The 16,810-nt window shown below is 67.8% G+C and carries 14 protein-coding genes; 10 read left to right on the top strand and 4 right to left on the bottom strand.

Features of this window, described 5'->3' with window-relative positions:
- The first annotated feature begins 143 nt into the window (after positions 1-143).
- The 4 genes from ACIGFL_RS09660 (at position 144) to dinB (ending at position 4,169) form a co-directional block, all read left to right on the top strand.
- The gene (locus tag ACIGFL_RS09660; protein WP_397497030.1) at positions 144-410 is read left to right on the top strand and encodes a DUF2790 domain-containing protein; all 267 of its coding nucleotides are present in this window, start codon (positions 144-146) and stop codon (positions 408-410) included.
- Between the two features lie 61 nt (positions 411-471).
- Positions 472-1,698 (top strand): cytochrome c biogenesis protein DipZ, encoded by a 1,227-nt coding sequence (locus ACIGFL_RS09655; protein WP_397497029.1) that lies wholly within the window; start codon positions 472-474, stop codon positions 1,696-1,698.
- A 63-nt stretch (positions 1,699-1,761) separates the two neighbouring features.
- The gene (locus ACIGFL_RS09650; RefSeq protein WP_397497028.1) at positions 1,762-2,883 is read left to right on the top strand and encodes an AGE family epimerase/isomerase; all 1,122 of its coding nucleotides are present in this window, start codon (positions 1,762-1,764) and stop codon (positions 2,881-2,883) included.
- A gap of 227 nt (positions 2,884-3,110) precedes the next feature.
- Positions 3,111-4,169, top strand: coding sequence for a DNA polymerase IV (gene dinB / locus ACIGFL_RS09645; RefSeq protein ID WP_021446023.1), 1,059 nt, complete (start codon positions 3,111-3,113; stop codon positions 4,167-4,169).
- Positions 4,170-4,230: 61 nt separating this feature from the next.
- On the opposite strand, the gene ACIGFL_RS09640 is transcribed toward dinB, so the two are convergent.
- The 4 genes from ACIGFL_RS09640 to ACIGFL_RS09625 are packed head-to-tail and all read right to left on the bottom strand — an operon-like array spanning position 4,231 to position 8,848.
- Positions 4,231-4,629 carry an META domain-containing protein gene (locus ACIGFL_RS09640; protein WP_397497027.1) on the bottom strand — a complete coding sequence of 133 codons (399 nt, stop codon included), beginning with the start codon at positions 4,627-4,629 and terminating at the stop codon, positions 4,231-4,233.
- 4 nt (positions 4,630-4,633) lie between these two features.
- On the bottom strand, positions 4,634-5,065 hold the full coding sequence (locus tag ACIGFL_RS09635; protein ID WP_122107291.1) for a hypothetical protein: 432 nt from the start codon (positions 5,063-5,065) through the stop codon (positions 4,634-4,636).
- Positions 5,066-5,092: 27 nt separating this feature from the next.
- Entirely contained in the window at positions 5,093-6,088 is a 996-nt protein-coding gene (locus ACIGFL_RS09630; RefSeq protein WP_122107290.1) for a 2-hydroxyacid dehydrogenase, read from the bottom strand.
- A 9-nt stretch (positions 6,089-6,097) separates the two neighbouring features.
- Complete coding sequence (locus ACIGFL_RS09625) at positions 6,098-8,848, bottom strand: response regulator (RefSeq protein ID WP_397497026.1); 2,751 nt, start codon at positions 8,846-8,848, stop codon at positions 6,098-6,100.
- 118 nt (positions 8,849-8,966) lie between these two features.
- On the opposite strand from ACIGFL_RS09625, the gene ACIGFL_RS09620 reads away from it, so the two are divergent.
- From ACIGFL_RS09620 to mazG, 6 genes are all read left to right on the top strand, one after another.
- Positions 8,967-9,677 carry a response regulator transcription factor gene (locus ACIGFL_RS09620; protein WP_397497025.1) on the top strand — a complete coding sequence of 237 codons (711 nt, stop codon included), beginning with the start codon at positions 8,967-8,969 and terminating at the stop codon, positions 9,675-9,677.
- Positions 9,674-11,008 carry a histidine kinase sensor domain-containing protein gene (locus ACIGFL_RS09615; RefSeq protein ID WP_397497024.1) on the top strand — a complete coding sequence of 445 codons (1,335 nt, stop codon included), beginning with the start codon at positions 9,674-9,676 and terminating at the stop codon, positions 11,006-11,008. Before ACIGFL_RS09620 ends, ACIGFL_RS09615 begins: the two co-directional genes overlap by 4 nt.
- Positions 11,009-11,120: 112 nt before the next feature.
- A complete protein-coding gene (gene cysM / locus ACIGFL_RS09610) occupies positions 11,121-12,032 on the top strand; it encodes a cysteine synthase CysM (RefSeq protein WP_122107286.1) in 912 nt (303 codons plus the stop codon).
- Between the two features lie 3 nt (positions 12,033-12,035).
- On the top strand, positions 12,036-13,388 hold the full coding sequence (gene rlmD, locus ACIGFL_RS09605) for a 23S rRNA (uracil(1939)-C(5))-methyltransferase RlmD (RefSeq protein WP_397497023.1): 1,353 nt from the start codon (positions 12,036-12,038) through the stop codon (positions 13,386-13,388).
- Positions 13,389-13,507: 119 nt separating this feature from the next.
- Positions 13,508-15,751 (top strand): GTP diphosphokinase, encoded by a 2,244-nt coding sequence (gene relA / locus ACIGFL_RS09600; protein ID WP_021442157.1) that lies wholly within the window; start codon positions 13,508-13,510, stop codon positions 15,749-15,751.
- 93 nt (positions 15,752-15,844) lie between these two features.
- Positions 15,845-16,675 (top strand): nucleoside triphosphate pyrophosphohydrolase, encoded by an 831-nt coding sequence (gene mazG, locus ACIGFL_RS09595; protein WP_397497022.1) that lies wholly within the window; start codon positions 15,845-15,847, stop codon positions 16,673-16,675.
- Positions 16,676-16,810: the final 135 nt, after the last annotated feature.

Genomic DNA, 16,810 nt, shown 5'->3' with positions numbered 1-16,810 from the left:
CGTGTATCAGAACGCGCCAGCGATACCTGATGCGGCACAAGAGGCTGATCGCCGACATATCGACGATACCGCCCAGCACTCTAATGAGCACCAGGTGGATGCACCGACGTGTCCACCATCAGTCTCAAGTGAGGATGCCTTTTATGAAACTCAGTGCTCGCGGCGCCACCTATCTCCTGGCAGCGGCTTTCTCCTTTGGCAGCCTGGCAGTGCAGGCCGCCGAGTCCATTCCGGTGGAGCGCTACCGCTACGGCGCGCAGTTGGATGTGCAGAAGGTCCTGGCGTTACATGAAGAGCCGTCTGCTGATTGCCAGGTGGTAAGCGCGCGCATGGACTACCTGGACTCGATGGACCAGAAACGCAGCCTCGAGTATCGGAAACTCTCCAGCAGCTGTTCTGAGGGCAACTGACCTCGGGCGACCGGCTTGCTCAGCCATTGCCGATGATCTTCTTTGTGTCCACGAGGTGCCTATGTTGCTCGTAGCCTTTCTTGGTGGGGTGCTGACCCTGCTCAGCCCCTGCATTCTTCCTGTGCTGCCATTGCTCCTGTCTCGCGCCGGAGGGCCGATCTGGGCACCCATGCTGACCCTGCTCGGCATGGCCACCGGGTTCGCCGTGCTGGCCAGCCTGGCAGTCGTTTCCAGCGACTGGGTGATCGGGGCCAGTCAATGGGGGCGCTATTTCGCCCTGGGTCTACTGGCCGCCTCCGCGCTGGCGCTGCTATCGACGCGCGTCGGCAACTGGCTGTCTCGGCCCTGGTTATGGCTGGGCAACCGGCTGCACGGCGATGCCCGGCGCCTGTCACCGGGGTTATCCGCTTGGCTGCTTGGCTGCGCCGCCGGCTTGCTCTGGGCCCCCTGTGCAGGCCCCATCCTGGGCCTGATTCTTTCGGGCGCCATGCTCGAAGGTCCGAGTGCCTCGACCAGCCTATTGCTGCTCAGCTTCGGGCTCGGCAATGCCGTGGCGTTGGCGGGAGTGATCTGCCTCGGGCGAGGCCTGTTCCAGCGTGCTCGGCTATCGTTGCGCTGGATCGAATGGTTGCGGCGCGGTGCCGGGATTGTTGCCCTGCTGGCGGTCATCGGTATCGCTAGCGGCGCCAGCGGCCAATTGGCCAGCCTCGGCTCCTCCACTTGGGCATTCAAGCTCGAGAGTCAGGTGCTGGAGGAGGTGCCGGCATTGCTCGACCAACTGTCCAGCAACGCTCCCGCAGGCGTTCCCGTACTGTCCGACCTGGGTCCGGCACCGACCCTGGCCGGCGCCACGCAGTGGCTCAACGGCCCCGCCCTGGACCTGTCTGACCTGCGCGGCAAGGTGGTGCTCGTGGATTTCTGGACCTACGACTGCATCAACTGTCGCAACAGCTTGCCTTACGTCAATCAATGGGCGCAGCGCTACGCCGACCAGGGCTTTGTAGTGATAGGGGTGCACACGCCCGAATATGCCTATGAGCGGATAATCGACAACGTGCGCCAAGCCACCAAACGTCTGGGTATTCAGCATCCTGTGGCGATCGATAACCAGTACCGAGTGTGGAATGCGTTCAACAATCACTACTGGCCGGCGCACTACTTCATCGACGCCAGTGGTCGTATTCGCTACCTGCATATAGGAGAGGGCGGGTATGAAATGCAGGAAGAGGTTATCCAGCAACTGCTGCAGGAGTGGGATGAGCTGCCGCCAGAGCAGAATCCAGCCTAGCCTGTCTGCCCACGCCGGATCGGATTGCTCGTCTCTCGCGCCACCTACCAAAGCAGGTACTCCATGCGTTCGACACCACCGCTCGCTCTTGCCACCGGCATCGCCGCGCTTGATCGCCATTACCGGGACACTATCGTGCCGTTGTGGCGATCGACCGGCTGGAACATGGCCCTGAACCTGCCCTATGAGGCGCTGAGTGGTGCTACGGGGCTGCCTCTGCAAGTCGAACGCTACCGAGCCATGGCGTGTGCGCGGCAATTGCTGGTGTTTTCCCAGGCAGGCCTGCCTGGCAGTGCTGCTGCGGCCCATGCCGATCGATTGTTTCTCTCGTTGCAAGACTATTTCGGCGATGGCAAGGGAAGCTGGATCCATAGCGTTGACGCGGCTGGGCAGCCCTCTGACAGCACACGCGATCTCTATACCTACGCGTTCGTGACCTATGCCTGTGCCGAATACTACAAACGAGGTGGCGGTGAAGCCGCCTTGGGGCTCATGAAGCAAACGATCGAGCTGATCGAGAAGCGCTTTGCGGACGGAAACGGCCTGTACGTCTCGGCCTTAGGTGAGGACTACGCCGATATCGGTGCCGGGACTTTGCAGAATCCGATCATGCATTTGACCGAGGCGTATCTGGCGGCCTACGACATTGCAGGCGATGACTGGTACAAACGACGCCTGCGAGAAATAGGCAGGGCGGTGCAGGCGCGATTCGTCGATCCGGTCAACGGCTGCGTGGCGGAACTGCCAATGGGGGAGGCGGGAAACCGCATTGAACCGGGCCATCAGTTCGAGTGGTTTTCCCTGGTCATAGGGGCACCTGCGGTTTTTGCCGACTTGGAGCTACATGCCGAATTGCACCGTGCCTTCGATTTCGCATATCGGCACGGCGTGATGCAAGCCAACCTTGGCGTGGCGGCCGCGATAGCGGCGGACGGTACCCTACTGGACGACAGGCAGCGTATATGGGCGCAGACGGAGTTCGCCCGCGCGCTTGCGGTGGAGGGGAGCATCCGCTCCCTGGAGATATTGACGCAGTGGGCAAGGCACTATCGCGAACGTTTCCTGCATTCAGGCGGGTGGCATGAAGTCCTGGGAGCCACCGACGAACTGCTGCGGCAAGACATGCCTTCAACCACGCCCTATCACCTGCAAAGCGCCTATGTGGCGCTACGCGCACTGGTGTAGGACGCTGTTTGCCGGCGATGCCGTGCTTGGCCTGTTGCTTCACTCCCAGAGATCGCTATTCTGGCCAGCCCAGGCTGACAAGTAGCTTTGTTTTGCCACCCGTTCTTCGGTTGATCAATGGCTCTGGCGTCGTCCGACCCATAGAATCCAGCCGAGAAAACAGAGGGTATTAAAGCGGCTATCGGATGGCGTTCTCCTTTGGTTTGTACAAGTAAAATCAATAGCTTATGAATCAAAGGAAAATCATCCACATCGACTGCGACTGCTTCTATGCCGCCATCGAGATGCGCGACGACCCGAGCCTGGCCAATCGGCCGCTGGCGGTGGGCGGCTCGGCCGAACGGCGCGGGGTGATCGCCACCTGCAACTACGAGGCGCGCGCCTACGGCGTGCGTTCGGCGATGTCGTCGCGGCATGCGCTGAAGCTGTGCCCGGACCTGTTGATCGTCAAGCCGCGCTTCGAGGCGTACCGCGCCGCGTCGCGGGAGATTCACGGCATCTTTCGCCAGTTCACCGACCTGATCGAGCCGTTGTCGCTGGACGAGGCCTACCTCGATGTCAGCGACTCGGCGCATTTCGCCGGCAGCGCCACCCGTATCGCCCAGGAAATCCGCCGGCGCGTGGCGCAGGAGCTGCACATCACGGTGTCGGCCGGAGTGGCACCGAACAAGTTCCTGGCCAAGATCGCCAGCGACTGGCGCAAGCCCAACGGGCTGTTCGTCATCACGCCCGACCAGGTCGAGGATTTCGTCGCGGCGCTGCCGGTAAGCAAGCTGCACGGCGTCGGCAAGGTCACCGCGGACAAGCTGGCGCGCCTGGGGATTCGCACCTGCCTGGATCTGCGCGACTGGAACAAGCTGGCGCTGGTGCGCGAGTTCGGCAGTTTCGGCGAGCGCCTGTGGCGCCTGGCCCACGGCATCGACGAACGTGCGGTGCAGGTGGACAGCCGCCGTCAGTCGCTCAGTGTCGAGCACACCTATGACCAGGATCTGCCCGACCTGGACAGCTGCCTGGCAAAGCTGCCGGCGCTGCTGGAGGAGATGAACGGGCGCCTGCAGCGGCTGGATGCCAGCTACCGACCGGACAAACCCTTCGTCAAGGTCAAGTTCCACGACTTCACCCAGACCACCCTGGAGCAGGCCGGCGCCAGTCGCGATCTGGACAGCTATCGACAGCTGCTGAGCAATGCCTTCGCCCGCGGCGGCAAGCCGGTGCGTCTGCTCGGGGTAGGGGTGCGCTTGCACGATCTGCGCGGGCGGCAGGAGCAGCTGGAGCTGTTCGCGTAGCTCGGATGCAATCCGGGAGTTCCTTGGGGCAACCGCCCCGGATCGCATCCGGGCTATGCCGTCATTCCGCCCAGAGACGAATCGGCTTGCCGGTCGCCGGCCACAGCTGCAGTTGGCCGATGGCGTTGAAATCCCAACGCTGCACCTGGCCGATGGCGTCGAGGAAGCGTTGTTCCTGTTCCATCAGCGCGGGGGCGCACAGCTTGCGGGTGCTGCCGGGGCGCTCGAAGGCGAGTGCATTGCCCTGCAGCTGATAGCCGGCGAACCAGTGGTTGCAGCCGGCATGGCCGTGGGCGCGGCCGTCGGCGGCGAAGGTGATGGTCAGGTGGCTGCGGTCGATCAGCGGGCGTTCGCCGATCCACTCCACCTGGTAGCTGCGCTCGGTCTCCAGTTGCGGCGCGTCGCTGGCGCAGCCGCCCAGGGCGGCTGCGAGCAGGGCGAGGGGCAGGGCGCGGGGCATGGTTTCAGTCCTCCTGACAGGTGGGGCACAGGTGCTGGCCATCAAGCTTGCGCCAGCCCAGTTCGGCAATACGGGCCTCGGCGGCCGGCGCCTGGGCGGCCTTGCCAAGGGCGGCGTCGACGGCGAATTCGAAGTCCAGTTGCTTGCCACAGCCGTCGCAGTTCACCTGCCAGTTGTGGATGGCCAGCTCCTTGAACTGCGGGCCCTTGCACACCGCCAGCCACTGGCCGGGCGGGTTGATCAGGTGACGGACCTTTTCCACCTCCAAGCGCATATGCAGGTCGCGGCTGCCCTTGAGGGTGACCAGCAGGCTGTCGCCGGCCTGGATCGAGCCGCCGTTGCCGGTGACCTGATAGCGGCCCGGCGCCAGGGCACGGCACTCGGTGAGGGTGTGCTGGGGGGTGAGCAGGGAATAACGGAAATCGTGTTCGGCCATGGGTCCTCCGGATCAGCCGGCATGCTATCACGCGCCGGCCCTGACCTCATTGCACGGGCGGCCGGCGGCCCAGGCGGCGATATTGTCCAGGGTGGTGCGGGCGATGGCGGCCAGCGCCTCCTGGGTGAGAAAGGCCTGGTGGGCGGTGACGATGACGTTGGGGAAGGTCAGCAGGCGCGCCAGCACGTCGTCCTGCAGCGGCAGGTCGGAGCGGTCCTCGAAGAACAGTTCGGACTCTTCCTCGTAGACGTCCAGGCCCAGGTAGCCGAGCTGACCGCTCTTCAGCGCGCCGATCAGCGCCGGGGTGTCGACCAGCGCGCCGCGGCCGGTGTTGATCAGCATGGCGCCGCGCTTCATCTGCGCCAGGCGCGCGGCATCGATCAGGTGATGGCTGCTGGCGGTCAGCGGGCAGTGCAGACTGAGGATGTCGCTCTGGCTTATCACCTCGTCGAGCGGCGCCTGGCGCGCGCCGATGGCATCGAGTCCGGTCACCGGCAAGGGGTCGTGGATCAGCACCCGGCAGCCGAAGCCGGCCATGATGCGGGCGAAGCTCAGGCCGATCTTGCCGGCGCCGATCACTCCGACGGTCTTGCCGTGCAGGTCGAAACCGGTCAGCCCGTGCAGGGAAAAATCGCCCTCGCGGGTGCGATTGAAGGCGCGGTGGATGCGCCGATTCAGCGCCAGGATCAACGCCACCGCATGCTCGGCCACCGCATGCGGCGAGTAGGCCGGCACCCGCACCACGCACAACCCCAGGCGTTCGGCGGCCTTGAGATCGACATGGTTGTAGCCGGCCGAGCGCAGGGCGATCAGCCGCGTGCCGGCGGCGGCCAGGCGCTGCAGCACCGGCGCCGACAGCTCGTCGTTGATAAAGGCGCAGACCACCTCGCAGCCGCTTGCCAGTGCCGCGCTGGCTGCGGTCAGGCGCGCCTCGTGGAACTGCAGCTGCCAGCCATCCGGGCGCGCGGCGGCGAGGAAGCTGTCGCGGTCGTAGGTCTTGCTGCTGAACAGACAGATGCGCATGCGGGCTCCTCAGGCGCTTTGCGCGGCGATCTCGGTCAGCCGGGCGATCGCCGCATCCAGTTCGTCGAGGGCGCGCTGGGCGCCCGGGTCGTCCTGCTTGAGCAGGGTTTCGCTGCGCTGGCAGGCGGCGCGCAGCTGCGGCACGCCGCAGTAGCGGGTGGCGCCGTGCAGGCGGTGGACCCGCTCGATCAGCGCGCTGCGCTCGCCGGCTTCGCGGGCCTGGCGGATGGCCTGGCGGTCGCCGGGCAGCCCGGCCAGCAGCATGTTCAGCATGTCGGCGGCGAGGTCGGCCTTGCCGGCAGCCAGGCGCAGGCCTTCCTCGGCGTCGAGCACCTGCGGCTGCGCCGAGGTGACGGGGGCCTCGAGGGGTTTCGCCGCGGGCTGGTTGCGCAGGCTCAGGCCGGTCCACTTGAGCACCACCTGGGCCAGCTGACGTTCGCTGATCGGCTTGGTTAGGTAGTCGTCCAGGCCGCTTTGCAGCAGGATGCGCTTCTCGTTGGCCAGGGCGTGGGCGGTCAGCGCGACGATGGGGGTGGCGCTGCGGCCCTGTTCGCTTTCCCACTGACGGATCGCCTCGGTGGCCTGGCGGCCGTCCATGCCGGGCATCTGCACGTCCATGAACACCAGGTCGAAACTGCCGCGCTGCACCGCCTCGATGGCGGCATAGCCGCTGTCCACCGCGCTGACCTGGGCACCCAGATCGTCGAGCAGGGTCTGCACCAGCAGCAGGTTGGCCGGGTTGTCGTCGACGCAGAGGATCTGCGGGCGACGGCTGCTGGCCGGGCTCGCGGGCTCGCTGACCGGGCGTTGCGGGCAGGCCAGCTCGATCAGCGCCTTGTGCAGCTTGCGCGTGCACGGCGGCTTGGCCTGCAGCTGGGTGTAGGCATCGGGCAGCGATTCGTGGAACAGCCCCAGCTCGGTGGTGGGGCACAGCACCAGGGCCTTGCAGCCGAGGCGGTCGAGGTCCCAGATGCGCTGGCCGAGGGCATCGGCCGGCAGTTGGGCGGCGGTGATGCCGAGCACCGCCAGGCTCAGCGGGCGTTCGCGCTGCTGCTGGCTGGCCACGGCGTCGAGCAGCTGGCCCAGGTCGGCGAAGCTTTCCACCTCCAGGCCGCAGTCTTCCAGTTGATGGGCCAGGGCCTGGCGCGCCAGTTCGTGGCTTTCCAGCACCGCCACGCGGCGGCCCTGCAGCGGCGCGCGCGGCAGGTCGTCGGCGTCGTCGCGGGCCTTGGGCAGGGTCAGACTGACCCAGAATTCCGAGCCTTCGCCTGGCGTGCTGTCGACGCCGATCTCGCCGCCCATCTGCTCGATCAGGCGCTTGGAAATCACCAGGCCCAGGCCGGTACCGCCGGCCTGGCGGCTGAGCGAGTTGTCGGCCTGGCTGAAGGCCTGGAACAGCGCGCGCAGGTCCTCGTCGGACAGGCCGATGCCGGTGTCCATCACGCTGATGCGCAGCTGGGCGCGGTCGGCGCTCTCGTCCTCGACCATGGCGCGCATGACGATGGTGCCTTCGCGGGTGAACTTGATGGCGTTGCTCACCAGGTTGGTCAGCACCTGTTTCAGCCGCAGCGGGTCGCCGCGCAGGGCCAGCGGGGTGTCGCGGTAGATCAGGCTGACCAGCTCCAGCTGCTTCTCGTGGGCGGCGGGGGCGAGGATGGTCAGGGTGTCCTGCAGCAGGTCGCGCAGGTTGAAGGGGATGGATTCGAGCACCAGCTTGCCGGCCTCGATCTTGGAGAAGTCGAGCACCTCGTTGATGATGCCGAGCAGGCTGTCGGCGGACTTCTCGATGGTCGCCAGGTAGTCCTGCTGGCGCGGGCTGAGCTCGCTCTTCTGCAGCAGGTTGGTGAAGCCGAGGATGCCGTTGAGCGGGGTGCGGATCTCGTGGCTCATGTTGGCGAGGAACTCGGACTTGATGCGGCTGGCCTCCAGGGCCTCCTTGCGCGCGAAGTCCAGCTCGATGTTCTGGATCTCGATGGTCTCCAGGTTCTGCCGCACGTCCTCGGTGGCTTGCTCGATGCTGTGCTGCAGTTCTTCCTGGGCGTTCTGCAGGGCCTCGGCCATGCGGTTGATGCCGGCGGCCAGCTCGTCCAGCTCAACGCTGCCCAGCGGCGGCAAGCGGGTTTCCAGGTGGCCGTCCTTGAGCTGGGCGACCCCGGCCTTGATCGCGCGCAGCGGGCCGTTGATGCTGCGGCTCATGCGCAGGGCGAGCAGGGCGGTGACGCCGAGGCCGCCGACGATCAGCAGCAGGCTGGCGAACAGGCTGCGGTAGCCGCTGAGCAGGGTGCCCTGGTGCGACAGCTCCAGCTCGACCCAGCCGAGCAGTTCGGCGCTGCGCTCGTCGCCGGAGTCGTCGCTGAGGGCCAGGTGCTGGTCGTACACCGGCAGCAGAAAACGCGTGGCGTCCTGGCCGCTGAGGCGGCTGAGCCCGGGCTGGTCGTTCGGCACCGGGTTGAGCATGCTCGGCCCGGCATGCGCCAGCTGCGCGCGTTCGGCGGCGAGGAAGCTCACCGCGCGCACGTCCGGGTGCTCCAGCGACTGCCGGGCGATGCGTTCGAGCAGCGGCTTGTTCTGCTGCTGCAGGGCCGGCGCGGCCAGCGGCGCGAGGTGCTCGACCAGCATCTCGCCGCGCTGCAGCAGCTGCGCCTGCAGCCCGGACAGCTGCACCCAGGTGAAGTAGCCGCCGAGCACCAGCGCCAGCAGGCTGGTGGGCAGCAGGGTGAGCAGCAGCACGCGGCCCTTGATGCCTAGATCCTTGAACACGCCTGGTCTCCTTTATGACGTCTGGGCAGTGTAGCGATTCGCTGCCGAGGAATCTGTAGATGAGTGGTCCGGGTTTAGTAGGTAGAATTGTTCGCATTCGTCTTTTCGGTCGTTCCTCATGCAGTCCACTGCCCATCCCGCCGCCCGCATCCTCGCCGTCGAAGACGACCCGCTGCTCGCCAGCCACCTGCAGGCCCACCTGCAGGGCTGCGGCTACCGCGTCACCCTCAGTCGCGACGGCAGCGAGGGGTTGCGTCTGGCCGAGAGCGAGGATTTCGACCTGATCCTGATGGACATCCTGCTGCCCGGTACCAACGGCCTGGACGCCCTGCAGCAGCTGCGCCGGCGGCGCGGCGTGCCGGTGCTGCTGATCTCGGCGCTGGGCGACGAGCCCCATCGCATCGCCGGCTTCAGCCAGGGCGCCGACGACTTCCTGCCCAAGCCGTTCAGCCTCGGCGAACTCAGCGTGCGCATCGAGGCGATCCTGCGCCGGGTCGCCTACGAGCGGCGCGAGCCGTCGCCGCGCGAATCGGCCGACGCCCTGTGGTTCGACGAGGACCGCTGCGACGTGGCCCTGGCCGGCCACTGGGCGGGGCTGACCCCCAGCGAGTACCGGGTGCTGGAGCTGCTCTGGCGGCACCGCGACGAGGCGCTGAGCAAGCCCTTCCTCTATCAGCAGGCGCTGCGCCGCGGCTACGCCCAGCACGATCGCAGCCTGGACATGCACGTCAGCCATATCCGCCGCAAGCTGCAGACCATCGGCTACCAGGGCGGGCGGGTGGAAACGGTGTGGGGCCGGGGCTACGTGCTGGCGCGGGCGGGCGCATGAGGCTGCCGGGACGGCACTCGCTGCTGTGGAAGCTGACCGGCGCGCTGGCGCTGTTCTGCCTGCTGCTGGTCAGCCTGCATGTCGATCTGGAGCGCCTGTTCATCCAGGCCACCTCGCGTCTGCCGGCCTCGACCAAGGCGCTGCTGCGCGCCTATGGCCAGGAGGCCGAGGCCGCCTGGCGCGAGGCGGGGGCGAGTGGGGTCGATGCCTTCCTGGCGCGCCTGCACGAGCGCGAGCAGGTCTGGGCGGTGGTGGTCGACGGGCAGCAGCGCTCCCTGTCGTCGCAGGCGCTGGATGGGGACGAGCGCGCGCGGCTGGACTTCGTGCGCCGCCTCGACTGGCTGGTGGGGCGACCCGGCGGTACGCCGACCTTCTATGTGCCGTTCAGCGACGGCGAATCGCGCCTGGTGATGGAGCTGCCCCAGCGCCTGAACCCGCGCCAGCACCTCGAACTGTGGAACCTGCTGCTGCAGCGGATAGTGCCGGCAGTGCTCGCGGTGCTGCTCGGCGTGCTGCTCTATCGCCTGCTGATCGCCCCGCTGGCGATCCTGCGGCGCCAGGCCAACGCCCTGCACGCCGACGATCTCAGCGCGCGGGCCGGCGGCGTGGCGCGGCGCCGCGATGAGCTGGGCGAGCTGGCCCGCGCCTTCGACCATATGGCCGAGCGCCTGCAGGCCACGGTGTCGCTGCAGCGCCAACTGCTGCGCGACCTCTCCCACGAGTTGCGCACCCCGCTCAGCCGCCTGCGGGTGGCCGGCGAGAGCGGCCAGGATGCCGAGCAGCTGAGCCAGCGCGTGCTGCAGGAGGTCGACGGCATGCAGCGCCTGGTGGCCGATACCCTGGAGCTGGCCTGGCTCGACACCGAGCGCCCGCGGCTGAGCGCCGAGCAGGTCGAGCTGGCCGCGCTGTGGGATGTGCTGGCGGAGAACGTGCGGTTCGAGAGCGGCTGGTCCGGCGCACGGCTGCGCTACGAGGTGGCGGGCGACTGCCGCCTGCACTGCAACCTCAATGCCCTGGCCCAGGCCCTGGAGAACGTGCTGCGCAACGCCGTGCGCCATTCGCCGGCCGGCGGCACGGTGCGTCTCGGCGGGCGCCGCGAGGGCGTCGGCTGGCACCTGTGGCTGAGCGACGAGGGCCCCGGCGTGGCCGAGGCGCAGCTGGAGGCGATCTTCCTGCCCTTCACCCGCCTCGAGGGTTCGCGCCCCGGCGACGGCGGTTTCGGCCTCGGCCTGAGCATCGCCCGCAGCGCCATCGCCGGGCAGGGCGGACGCATCTGGGTGGAGAACGGCGCGCCCGGGTTACGCGTGCATTTTCAGCTGCCGGCCGCCTGAGTCCGGGCGCCTCGCGCGCCTCTGCAGCTCTTGCGCGACAGCATGGCGTGATGCCGTCGCGGGTTAGGCGTATCATGATGGCCCTTCGCGGCAGTCCGGATTCGAGCGACCCATGACCCTGCACTTTCCCACCATCGCCGATTGCGTCGGCAACACCCCGCTGGTGCGCCTGCAGCGCCTGCCGGGCGACACCTCCAACACCCTGCTGGTCAAGCTGGAAGGCAACAACCCGGCCGGTTCGGTCAAGGATCGTCCGGCGCTGTCGATGATCACCCGCGCCGAGCTGCGCGGCGACATCCAGCCCGGCGACACCCTGATCGAGGCCACCAGCGGCAACACCGGCATCGCCCTGGCCATGGCGGCGGCGATCAAGGGGTACAAGATGATGCTGATCATGCCCGACAACATGAGCGCCGAGCGCAAGGCGGCGATGACCGCCTACGGCGCCGAGCTGGTGCTGGTGAGCAAGGAAGACGGCATGGAAGGCGCCCGCGATCTGGCCGAGAGCCTGCAGCGCGGCGGTCGCGGCAAGGTGCTCGACCAGTTCGGCAACGGCGACAACCCCGAGGCCCACTACGTCGGCACCGGCCCGGAAATCTGGCAGCAGACCGACGGGCGCATCACCCACTTCATCAGCTCGATGGGCACCACCGGCACCATCATGGGCGTGTCGCGCTACCTCAAGGAGCAGAACCCGGCGGTGCAGATCGTCGGCCTGCAGCCGCAGGAAGGCTCGGCCATCCCCGGCATCCGCCGCTGGCCGCAGGAATACCTGCCGAAGATCTACCAGGCCGAGCGCGTCGACCGCGTCATCGACATGGCCCAGGTCGAGGCGGAAACCGTGATGCGTCGCCTGGCGCGGGAAGAGGGGATCTTCTGCGGCGTGTCCTCCGGCGGTGCGGTGGCGGCCATGCTGCGCCTGTCGCGCGAGGTGGAGAACGCGGTGATGGTGGCGATCATCTGCGACCGCGGCGACCGCTACCTGTCCACCGGCGTCTACGACGAACCCGCGGCAGAGCATTAATTCATGGCCAAACGCAGCTCCGGTCTGCGCTTTCAACCCAGTGGCGGCAGCCGCGCTCCCCAGGTGCCGGTGGGCAAGAAGCAGCAACTGAGCATCGAGCGTCAGGCCGGCGACGGTCGCGGCATCGCCTTCGACGGCGGGCGCACCTGGTTCGTCAGCGGCGCCCTGGCCGGCGAGCGCGTCGAGGCCAGGGTGCTGGCCGCGCGCAGCCAGACCGTCGAGGCGCGCGCCGAACGCATCCTCGCGCCTAGCGCCGCGCGGCGTCAGCCGCCCTGTGCGCATGCCGGGCGTTGCGGCGGCTGCAGCCTGCAGCACATGCCCCATGCCGATCAGCTCGCCCTGAAACAGCGCACCCTGGCCGAGCAGCTCGCCCGCCTCGGCGGCGTGCAGCCGGACGAATGGGCGGCGCCGCTGGTGGGGCCGGAATTCGCCTACCGCCGCCGCGCGCGCATCGCCGTGCGCTGGGACGCCAAGGTGCGCCAGCTGCAGGTGGGTTTTCGCGCCGAGGCCAGCCAGGAGATAGTCGCGATCGACGACTGCGTGGTGCTGGTACAGCCCTTGCAGCCGATTCTGCGCGGTCTGCCGGCGCTGCTGCGGCAGCTGGGCAAGCCGCAGGCGTTGGGCCATGTCGAGCTGTTCAGCGGCAGCGCCGAGGCGCTGTTGCTGCGCCATACCGCACCGCTCGATCAAGCCGACCTGTCGCTGCTGCGTGCCTTCTGCGCCGAGCACGGCGCGCAGCTGTGGCTGCACGGCGAGGGCGAGCCGCAGGCCGATCAGGCTGGCGCCGAGCTGGGCTTTGCCCTGCAGCGCTGGCAGCTGCAACTGGCCTATCGGCCGGGGGATTTCGTCCAGGTCAACGGTCCGGTCAACGAGGCCATGGTCGCCCAGGCGCTAGACTGGTTGGCAGTGCGGCCCGGTGAACGGGTGCTGGATCTGTTCTGCGGCCTGGGCAATTTCGCCCTGCCGCTGGCGCGCCAGGCCGCCGAGGTGGTGGCGGTGGAGGGCGTTGAGACTATGGTCGCGCGCGCCGCGGCCAACGCCGCCGGCAACGGCCTGGACAACGCGCACTTTTTCCGTGCCGACCTGTCCAAGCCGCTGGCCGACGAGGCCTGGGCCGGCGGCGGTTTCGCCGCGGTGCTGCTCGATCCGCCGCGTGACGGCGCGCTGCAGGCGGTGCGCGGGATGACGGCGCTGGGCGCGCGACGCCTGGTCTATGTCTCCTGCAACCCGACCACCCTGGCGCGTGACGCCGCCGAGCTGGCGCAGCAGGGCTACCGCCTGCGCCGTGCCGGGATTCTCGACATGTTTCCGCAGACCGCGCATGTCGAGGCCATGGCCCTGTTTGAGAAACCCTAGGCTGCGGCCCGGGGCACGAGGGATGCGCAGGACGCGCGTGCTTTCAGTTAATCCGACCGGTTCGCAGAAACCGGCGACTGCTCGGCGCACCTTGGGCGCGCCGTAGGGAAGGTAAGACGATGGTTCAGGTGAGAGCGCACCAGCCGATCAACGACGACGGCAGCATCAACCTCGAGGCCTGGCTCGACCATGCCGCGAGCGTCGATCCGGCGCTGGATCGCGAGGCCCTCAAGGAGGCCTGCGAATTCGCCCGCGATGTCGAGCAACAGGCCAATCCCACGCAGAACCTGTGGGTCGAGGGCACCTCCAGTTTCCGCGTCGGCCTGGAGATCGCCGAGATTCTCGCCGACCTCAAGCTCGACCAGGATTCGCTGGTGGCCGCGGTGCTCTACCGCGGCGTGCGCGAGGGCAAGGTGACCCTGGCCGCGGTGCACCAGCGCTTCGGCCCGGTGGTGGCCAAGCTGATCGAGGGCGTGCTGCGCATGGCGGCGATCAGCGCCTCGCTCAACCCGCGCGATTCCCTGGTGCTCGGCTCGCAGGCGCAGGTGGAGAACCTGCGCAAGATGCTGGTGGCCATGGTCGACGACGTGCGCGTGGCGCTGATCAAGCTGGCCGAGCGCACCTGCGCCATCCGTGCGGTCAAGGAAGCCGACGAGGAGAAGCGCCAGCGCGTGGCGCGCGAGGTGTTCGACATCTACGCGCCGCTGGCCCACCGCCTCGGCATCGGCCATATCAAGTGGGAGCTGGAGGACCTGTCGTTCCGCTACCTGGAACCGGTGCAGTACAAGCAGATCGCCAAGCTGCTGCACGAACGGCGGCTGGATCGCGAGCAGTACATCAACGACGTGATGAACCAGCTGCGCGCCGAACTGGAGGCCACCGGGATCAAGGCCGACATCAGCGGGCGGGCCAAACACATCTATTCGATCTGGCGCAAGATGCAGCGCAAGGGCCTGCAGTTCAGCCAGATCTACGACGTGCGCGCGGTGCGCGTGCTGGTGCCGGAGGTGCGCGACTGCTACACCGCCCTCGGTATCGTGCACACCCTGTGGCGGCACATTCCCAAGGAGTTCGACGACTACATCGCCAACCCCAAGGAGAACGGCTACCGCTCGCTGCACACCGCGGTGCTCGGCCCGGAGGGCAAGGTGCTGGAGGTGCAGATCCGCACCCACGCCATGCACGAGGAGGCCGAGCTGGGCGTGTGTGCGCACTGGCGCTACAAGGGCACCGACGTCAAGTCCGGCTCCAACCACTACGAGGAGAAGATCTCCTGGCTGCGCCAGGTCATCGAGTGGCACGAGGAACTGGGCGATATCGGCGGCCTGGCCGAGCAGCTGCGCGTCGACATCGAGCCGGACCGGGTTTACGTGTTCACCCCCGACGGCCACGCCATCGACCTGCCCAAGGGCGCCACGCCGCTGGATTTCGCCTACCGGGTGCACACCGAGATCGGTCACAACTGCCGCGGCGCCAAGATCAACGGGCGTATCGTGCCGCTCAACTACAGCCTGCAGACCGGCGAGCAGGTGGAGATCATCACCAGCAAGCAGGGCACGCCGAGCCGCGACTGGCTCAACCCCAACCTGGGCTATATCACCACCAGCCGTTCGCGGGCGAAGATCGTCCACTGGTTCAAGCTGCAGGACCGCGACCAGAACGTCGCCGCCGGCAAGACCATGCTCGAGCGCGAGCTGGGCCGCCTGGCCCTGCCGCACGTGGATTACGACAAGCTGGCAGAGAAGGCCAACCTGAAGACCGCCGAGGATCTGTTCGCCTCGCTCGGCGCCGGCGACGTGCGCCTGGCCCATGCGGTCAACCTGGCCCAGCAGCTGGTGGAGCCGGAGCGCGCCAGCGAGCAGCTCGAGCTGATCCCGCGCAAGGCCCAGGGCTTCAAGCCGGGCAAGCGCGGCGACATCCAGATCCAGGGCGTCGGCAACCTGCTGACGCAGATGGCCGGCTGCTGCCAGCCGCTGCCGGGCGATCCGATCGTCGGCTACATCACCCTCGGTCGTGGCGTCACCATCCACCGCCAGGATTGCGCCACGGCGCTGCAGCAGGCCGCCCGCGAGCCGGAGCGGATCATCCAGGTGAGCTGGGGCGAGGCGCCGGTGCAGACCTATCCGGTGGAGATCGTGATCAAGGCCTACGACCGCTCCGGCCTGCTGCGCGACGTGACCCAGGTGCTGCTCAACGAGAAGCTCAACGTGCTGGCGGTCAACACCCGCTCGAACAAGGAGGACAACACCGCCTCCATGTCGATCACCGTGGAGATCCCCGGCCTGGACGCCCTCGGCCGCCTGCTGGCGCGCATCAGCCAGTTGCCCAATATCATCGAGGCGCGCCGCCACCGCGCCAATTGAGCCTCAAGCGGCAAGCTTCTAGCAGCAAGTGAAAAGCGGCACTCGGCGCTTTCTTGCGGCTTGAAGCCTGTGGCTTGCAGTCCAGGAGCTTGCATGTACCGACTCGACGACCTGCTGCATTTGATGGCCCGCCTGCGCGACCCGCAGCACGGCTGCCCCTGGGACCTCAAGCAGAGCTACGCGAGCATAGTGCCGCATACCCTCGAGGAGGCCTACGAGGTGGCCGACGCCATCGAGCGCGGCGACTTCGAGCACCTGCCGGGCGAACTCGGCGACCTGCTGTTCCAGGTGGTCTACTACAGCCAGCTGGCCCGCGAGGAGGGGCGCTTCGACTTCGCCCGGGTGGTCGACGGCATCACCCGCAAACTGATTCGCCGCCACCCCCATGTGTTCGTCGACGGCGACCTGTACGGCGCGCCGGATGCGGCGAAGCTGGAAGAGGCGGCGGTCAAGCAGCGCTGGGAGGAGCTCAAGGCCGAGGAGCGCGCCGAGAAGGCCGCCGCGCCCGAGCAGCTGTCCTTGCTCGACGACGTGCCCGCCGCGCTGCCGGCGCTGAGCCGCGCGGCCAAGCTGCAGAAGCGCGCCGCCCAGGTCGGCTTCGACTGGCCGGACGCGCTGCCGGTGGTGGACAAGGTGCGCGAGGAACTGGACGAAGTGCTCGAGGCCATGAGCGAGAACGATGCCGAGGCGGTGGCCGAGGAGATCGGCGATCTGCTGTTCGTCGTCACCAACCTGGCCCGGCATCTCAAGGTCGACCCGGAAGGCGCGCTGCGCGCGGCCAACGGCAAGTTCGAGCGGCGCTTTCGCTTTATCGAGCAGAGCGTGCGCGAGGCCGGCCGCAGCCTGGGCGGCTGCTCGCTGGAGGAACTGGACGCCCTGTGGGGCGAGGCGAAGAAGCTCGAGAAGCAGACGCCGGGGTGCTGAGCCGAGGTGGCCCGGATGAAATCCGGGGGATTGCTCGGCACGCCGTTCCCGGATTGCATCCGGGCTACGCGGTGCTTTCGGGCTGGAGCCGCGGCCGCTTAGCCCTTATGCTGGGCACCTTCGACCGGCGGCGCC

The organism is Pseudomonas sp. NPDC077649, assembly GCF_044542855.1.
Taxonomy (GTDB): domain Bacteria; phylum Pseudomonadota; class Gammaproteobacteria; order Pseudomonadales; family Pseudomonadaceae; genus Aquipseudomonas.
This window is presented reverse-complemented; position numbering and strand designations above follow the sequence as displayed.

Coding starts and splice junctions, on each gene's coding strand:
- ACIGFL_RS09620 (WP_397497025.1), top strand. CDS start 8,967: ATGCAGTCCACTGCCCATCCCGCCGCCCGCATCCTCGCCGTCGAAGAC.
- mazG (WP_397497022.1), top strand. CDS start 15,845: ATGTACCGACTCGACGACCTGCTGCATTTGATGGCCCGCCTGCGCGAC.
- ACIGFL_RS09640 (WP_397497027.1), bottom strand. CDS start 4,629: ATGCCCCGCGCCCTGCCCCTCGCCCTGCTCGCAGCCGCCCTGGGCGGC.
- ACIGFL_RS09615 (WP_397497024.1), top strand. CDS start 9,674: ATGAGGCTGCCGGGACGGCACTCGCTGCTGTGGAAGCTGACCGGCGCG.
- ACIGFL_RS09655 (WP_397497029.1), top strand. CDS start 472: ATGTTGCTCGTAGCCTTTCTTGGTGGGGTGCTGACCCTGCTCAGCCCC.
- ACIGFL_RS09635 (WP_122107291.1), bottom strand. CDS start 5,065: ATGGCCGAACACGATTTCCGTTATTCCCTGCTCACCCCCCAGCACACC.
- dinB (WP_021446023.1), top strand. CDS start 3,111: ATGAATCAAAGGAAAATCATCCACATCGACTGCGACTGCTTCTATGCC.
- relA (WP_021442157.1), top strand. CDS start 13,508: ATGGTTCAGGTGAGAGCGCACCAGCCGATCAACGACGACGGCAGCATC.
- ACIGFL_RS09660 (WP_397497030.1), top strand. CDS start 144: ATGAAACTCAGTGCTCGCGGCGCCACCTATCTCCTGGCAGCGGCTTTC.
- ACIGFL_RS09630 (WP_122107290.1), bottom strand. CDS start 6,088: ATGCGCATCTGTCTGTTCAGCAGCAAGACCTACGACCGCGACAGCTTC.
- rlmD (WP_397497023.1), top strand. CDS start 12,036: ATGGCCAAACGCAGCTCCGGTCTGCGCTTTCAACCCAGTGGCGGCAGC.
- ACIGFL_RS09650 (WP_397497028.1), top strand. CDS start 1,762: ATGCGTTCGACACCACCGCTCGCTCTTGCCACCGGCATCGCCGCGCTT.
- cysM (WP_122107286.1), top strand. CDS start 11,121: ATGACCCTGCACTTTCCCACCATCGCCGATTGCGTCGGCAACACCCCG.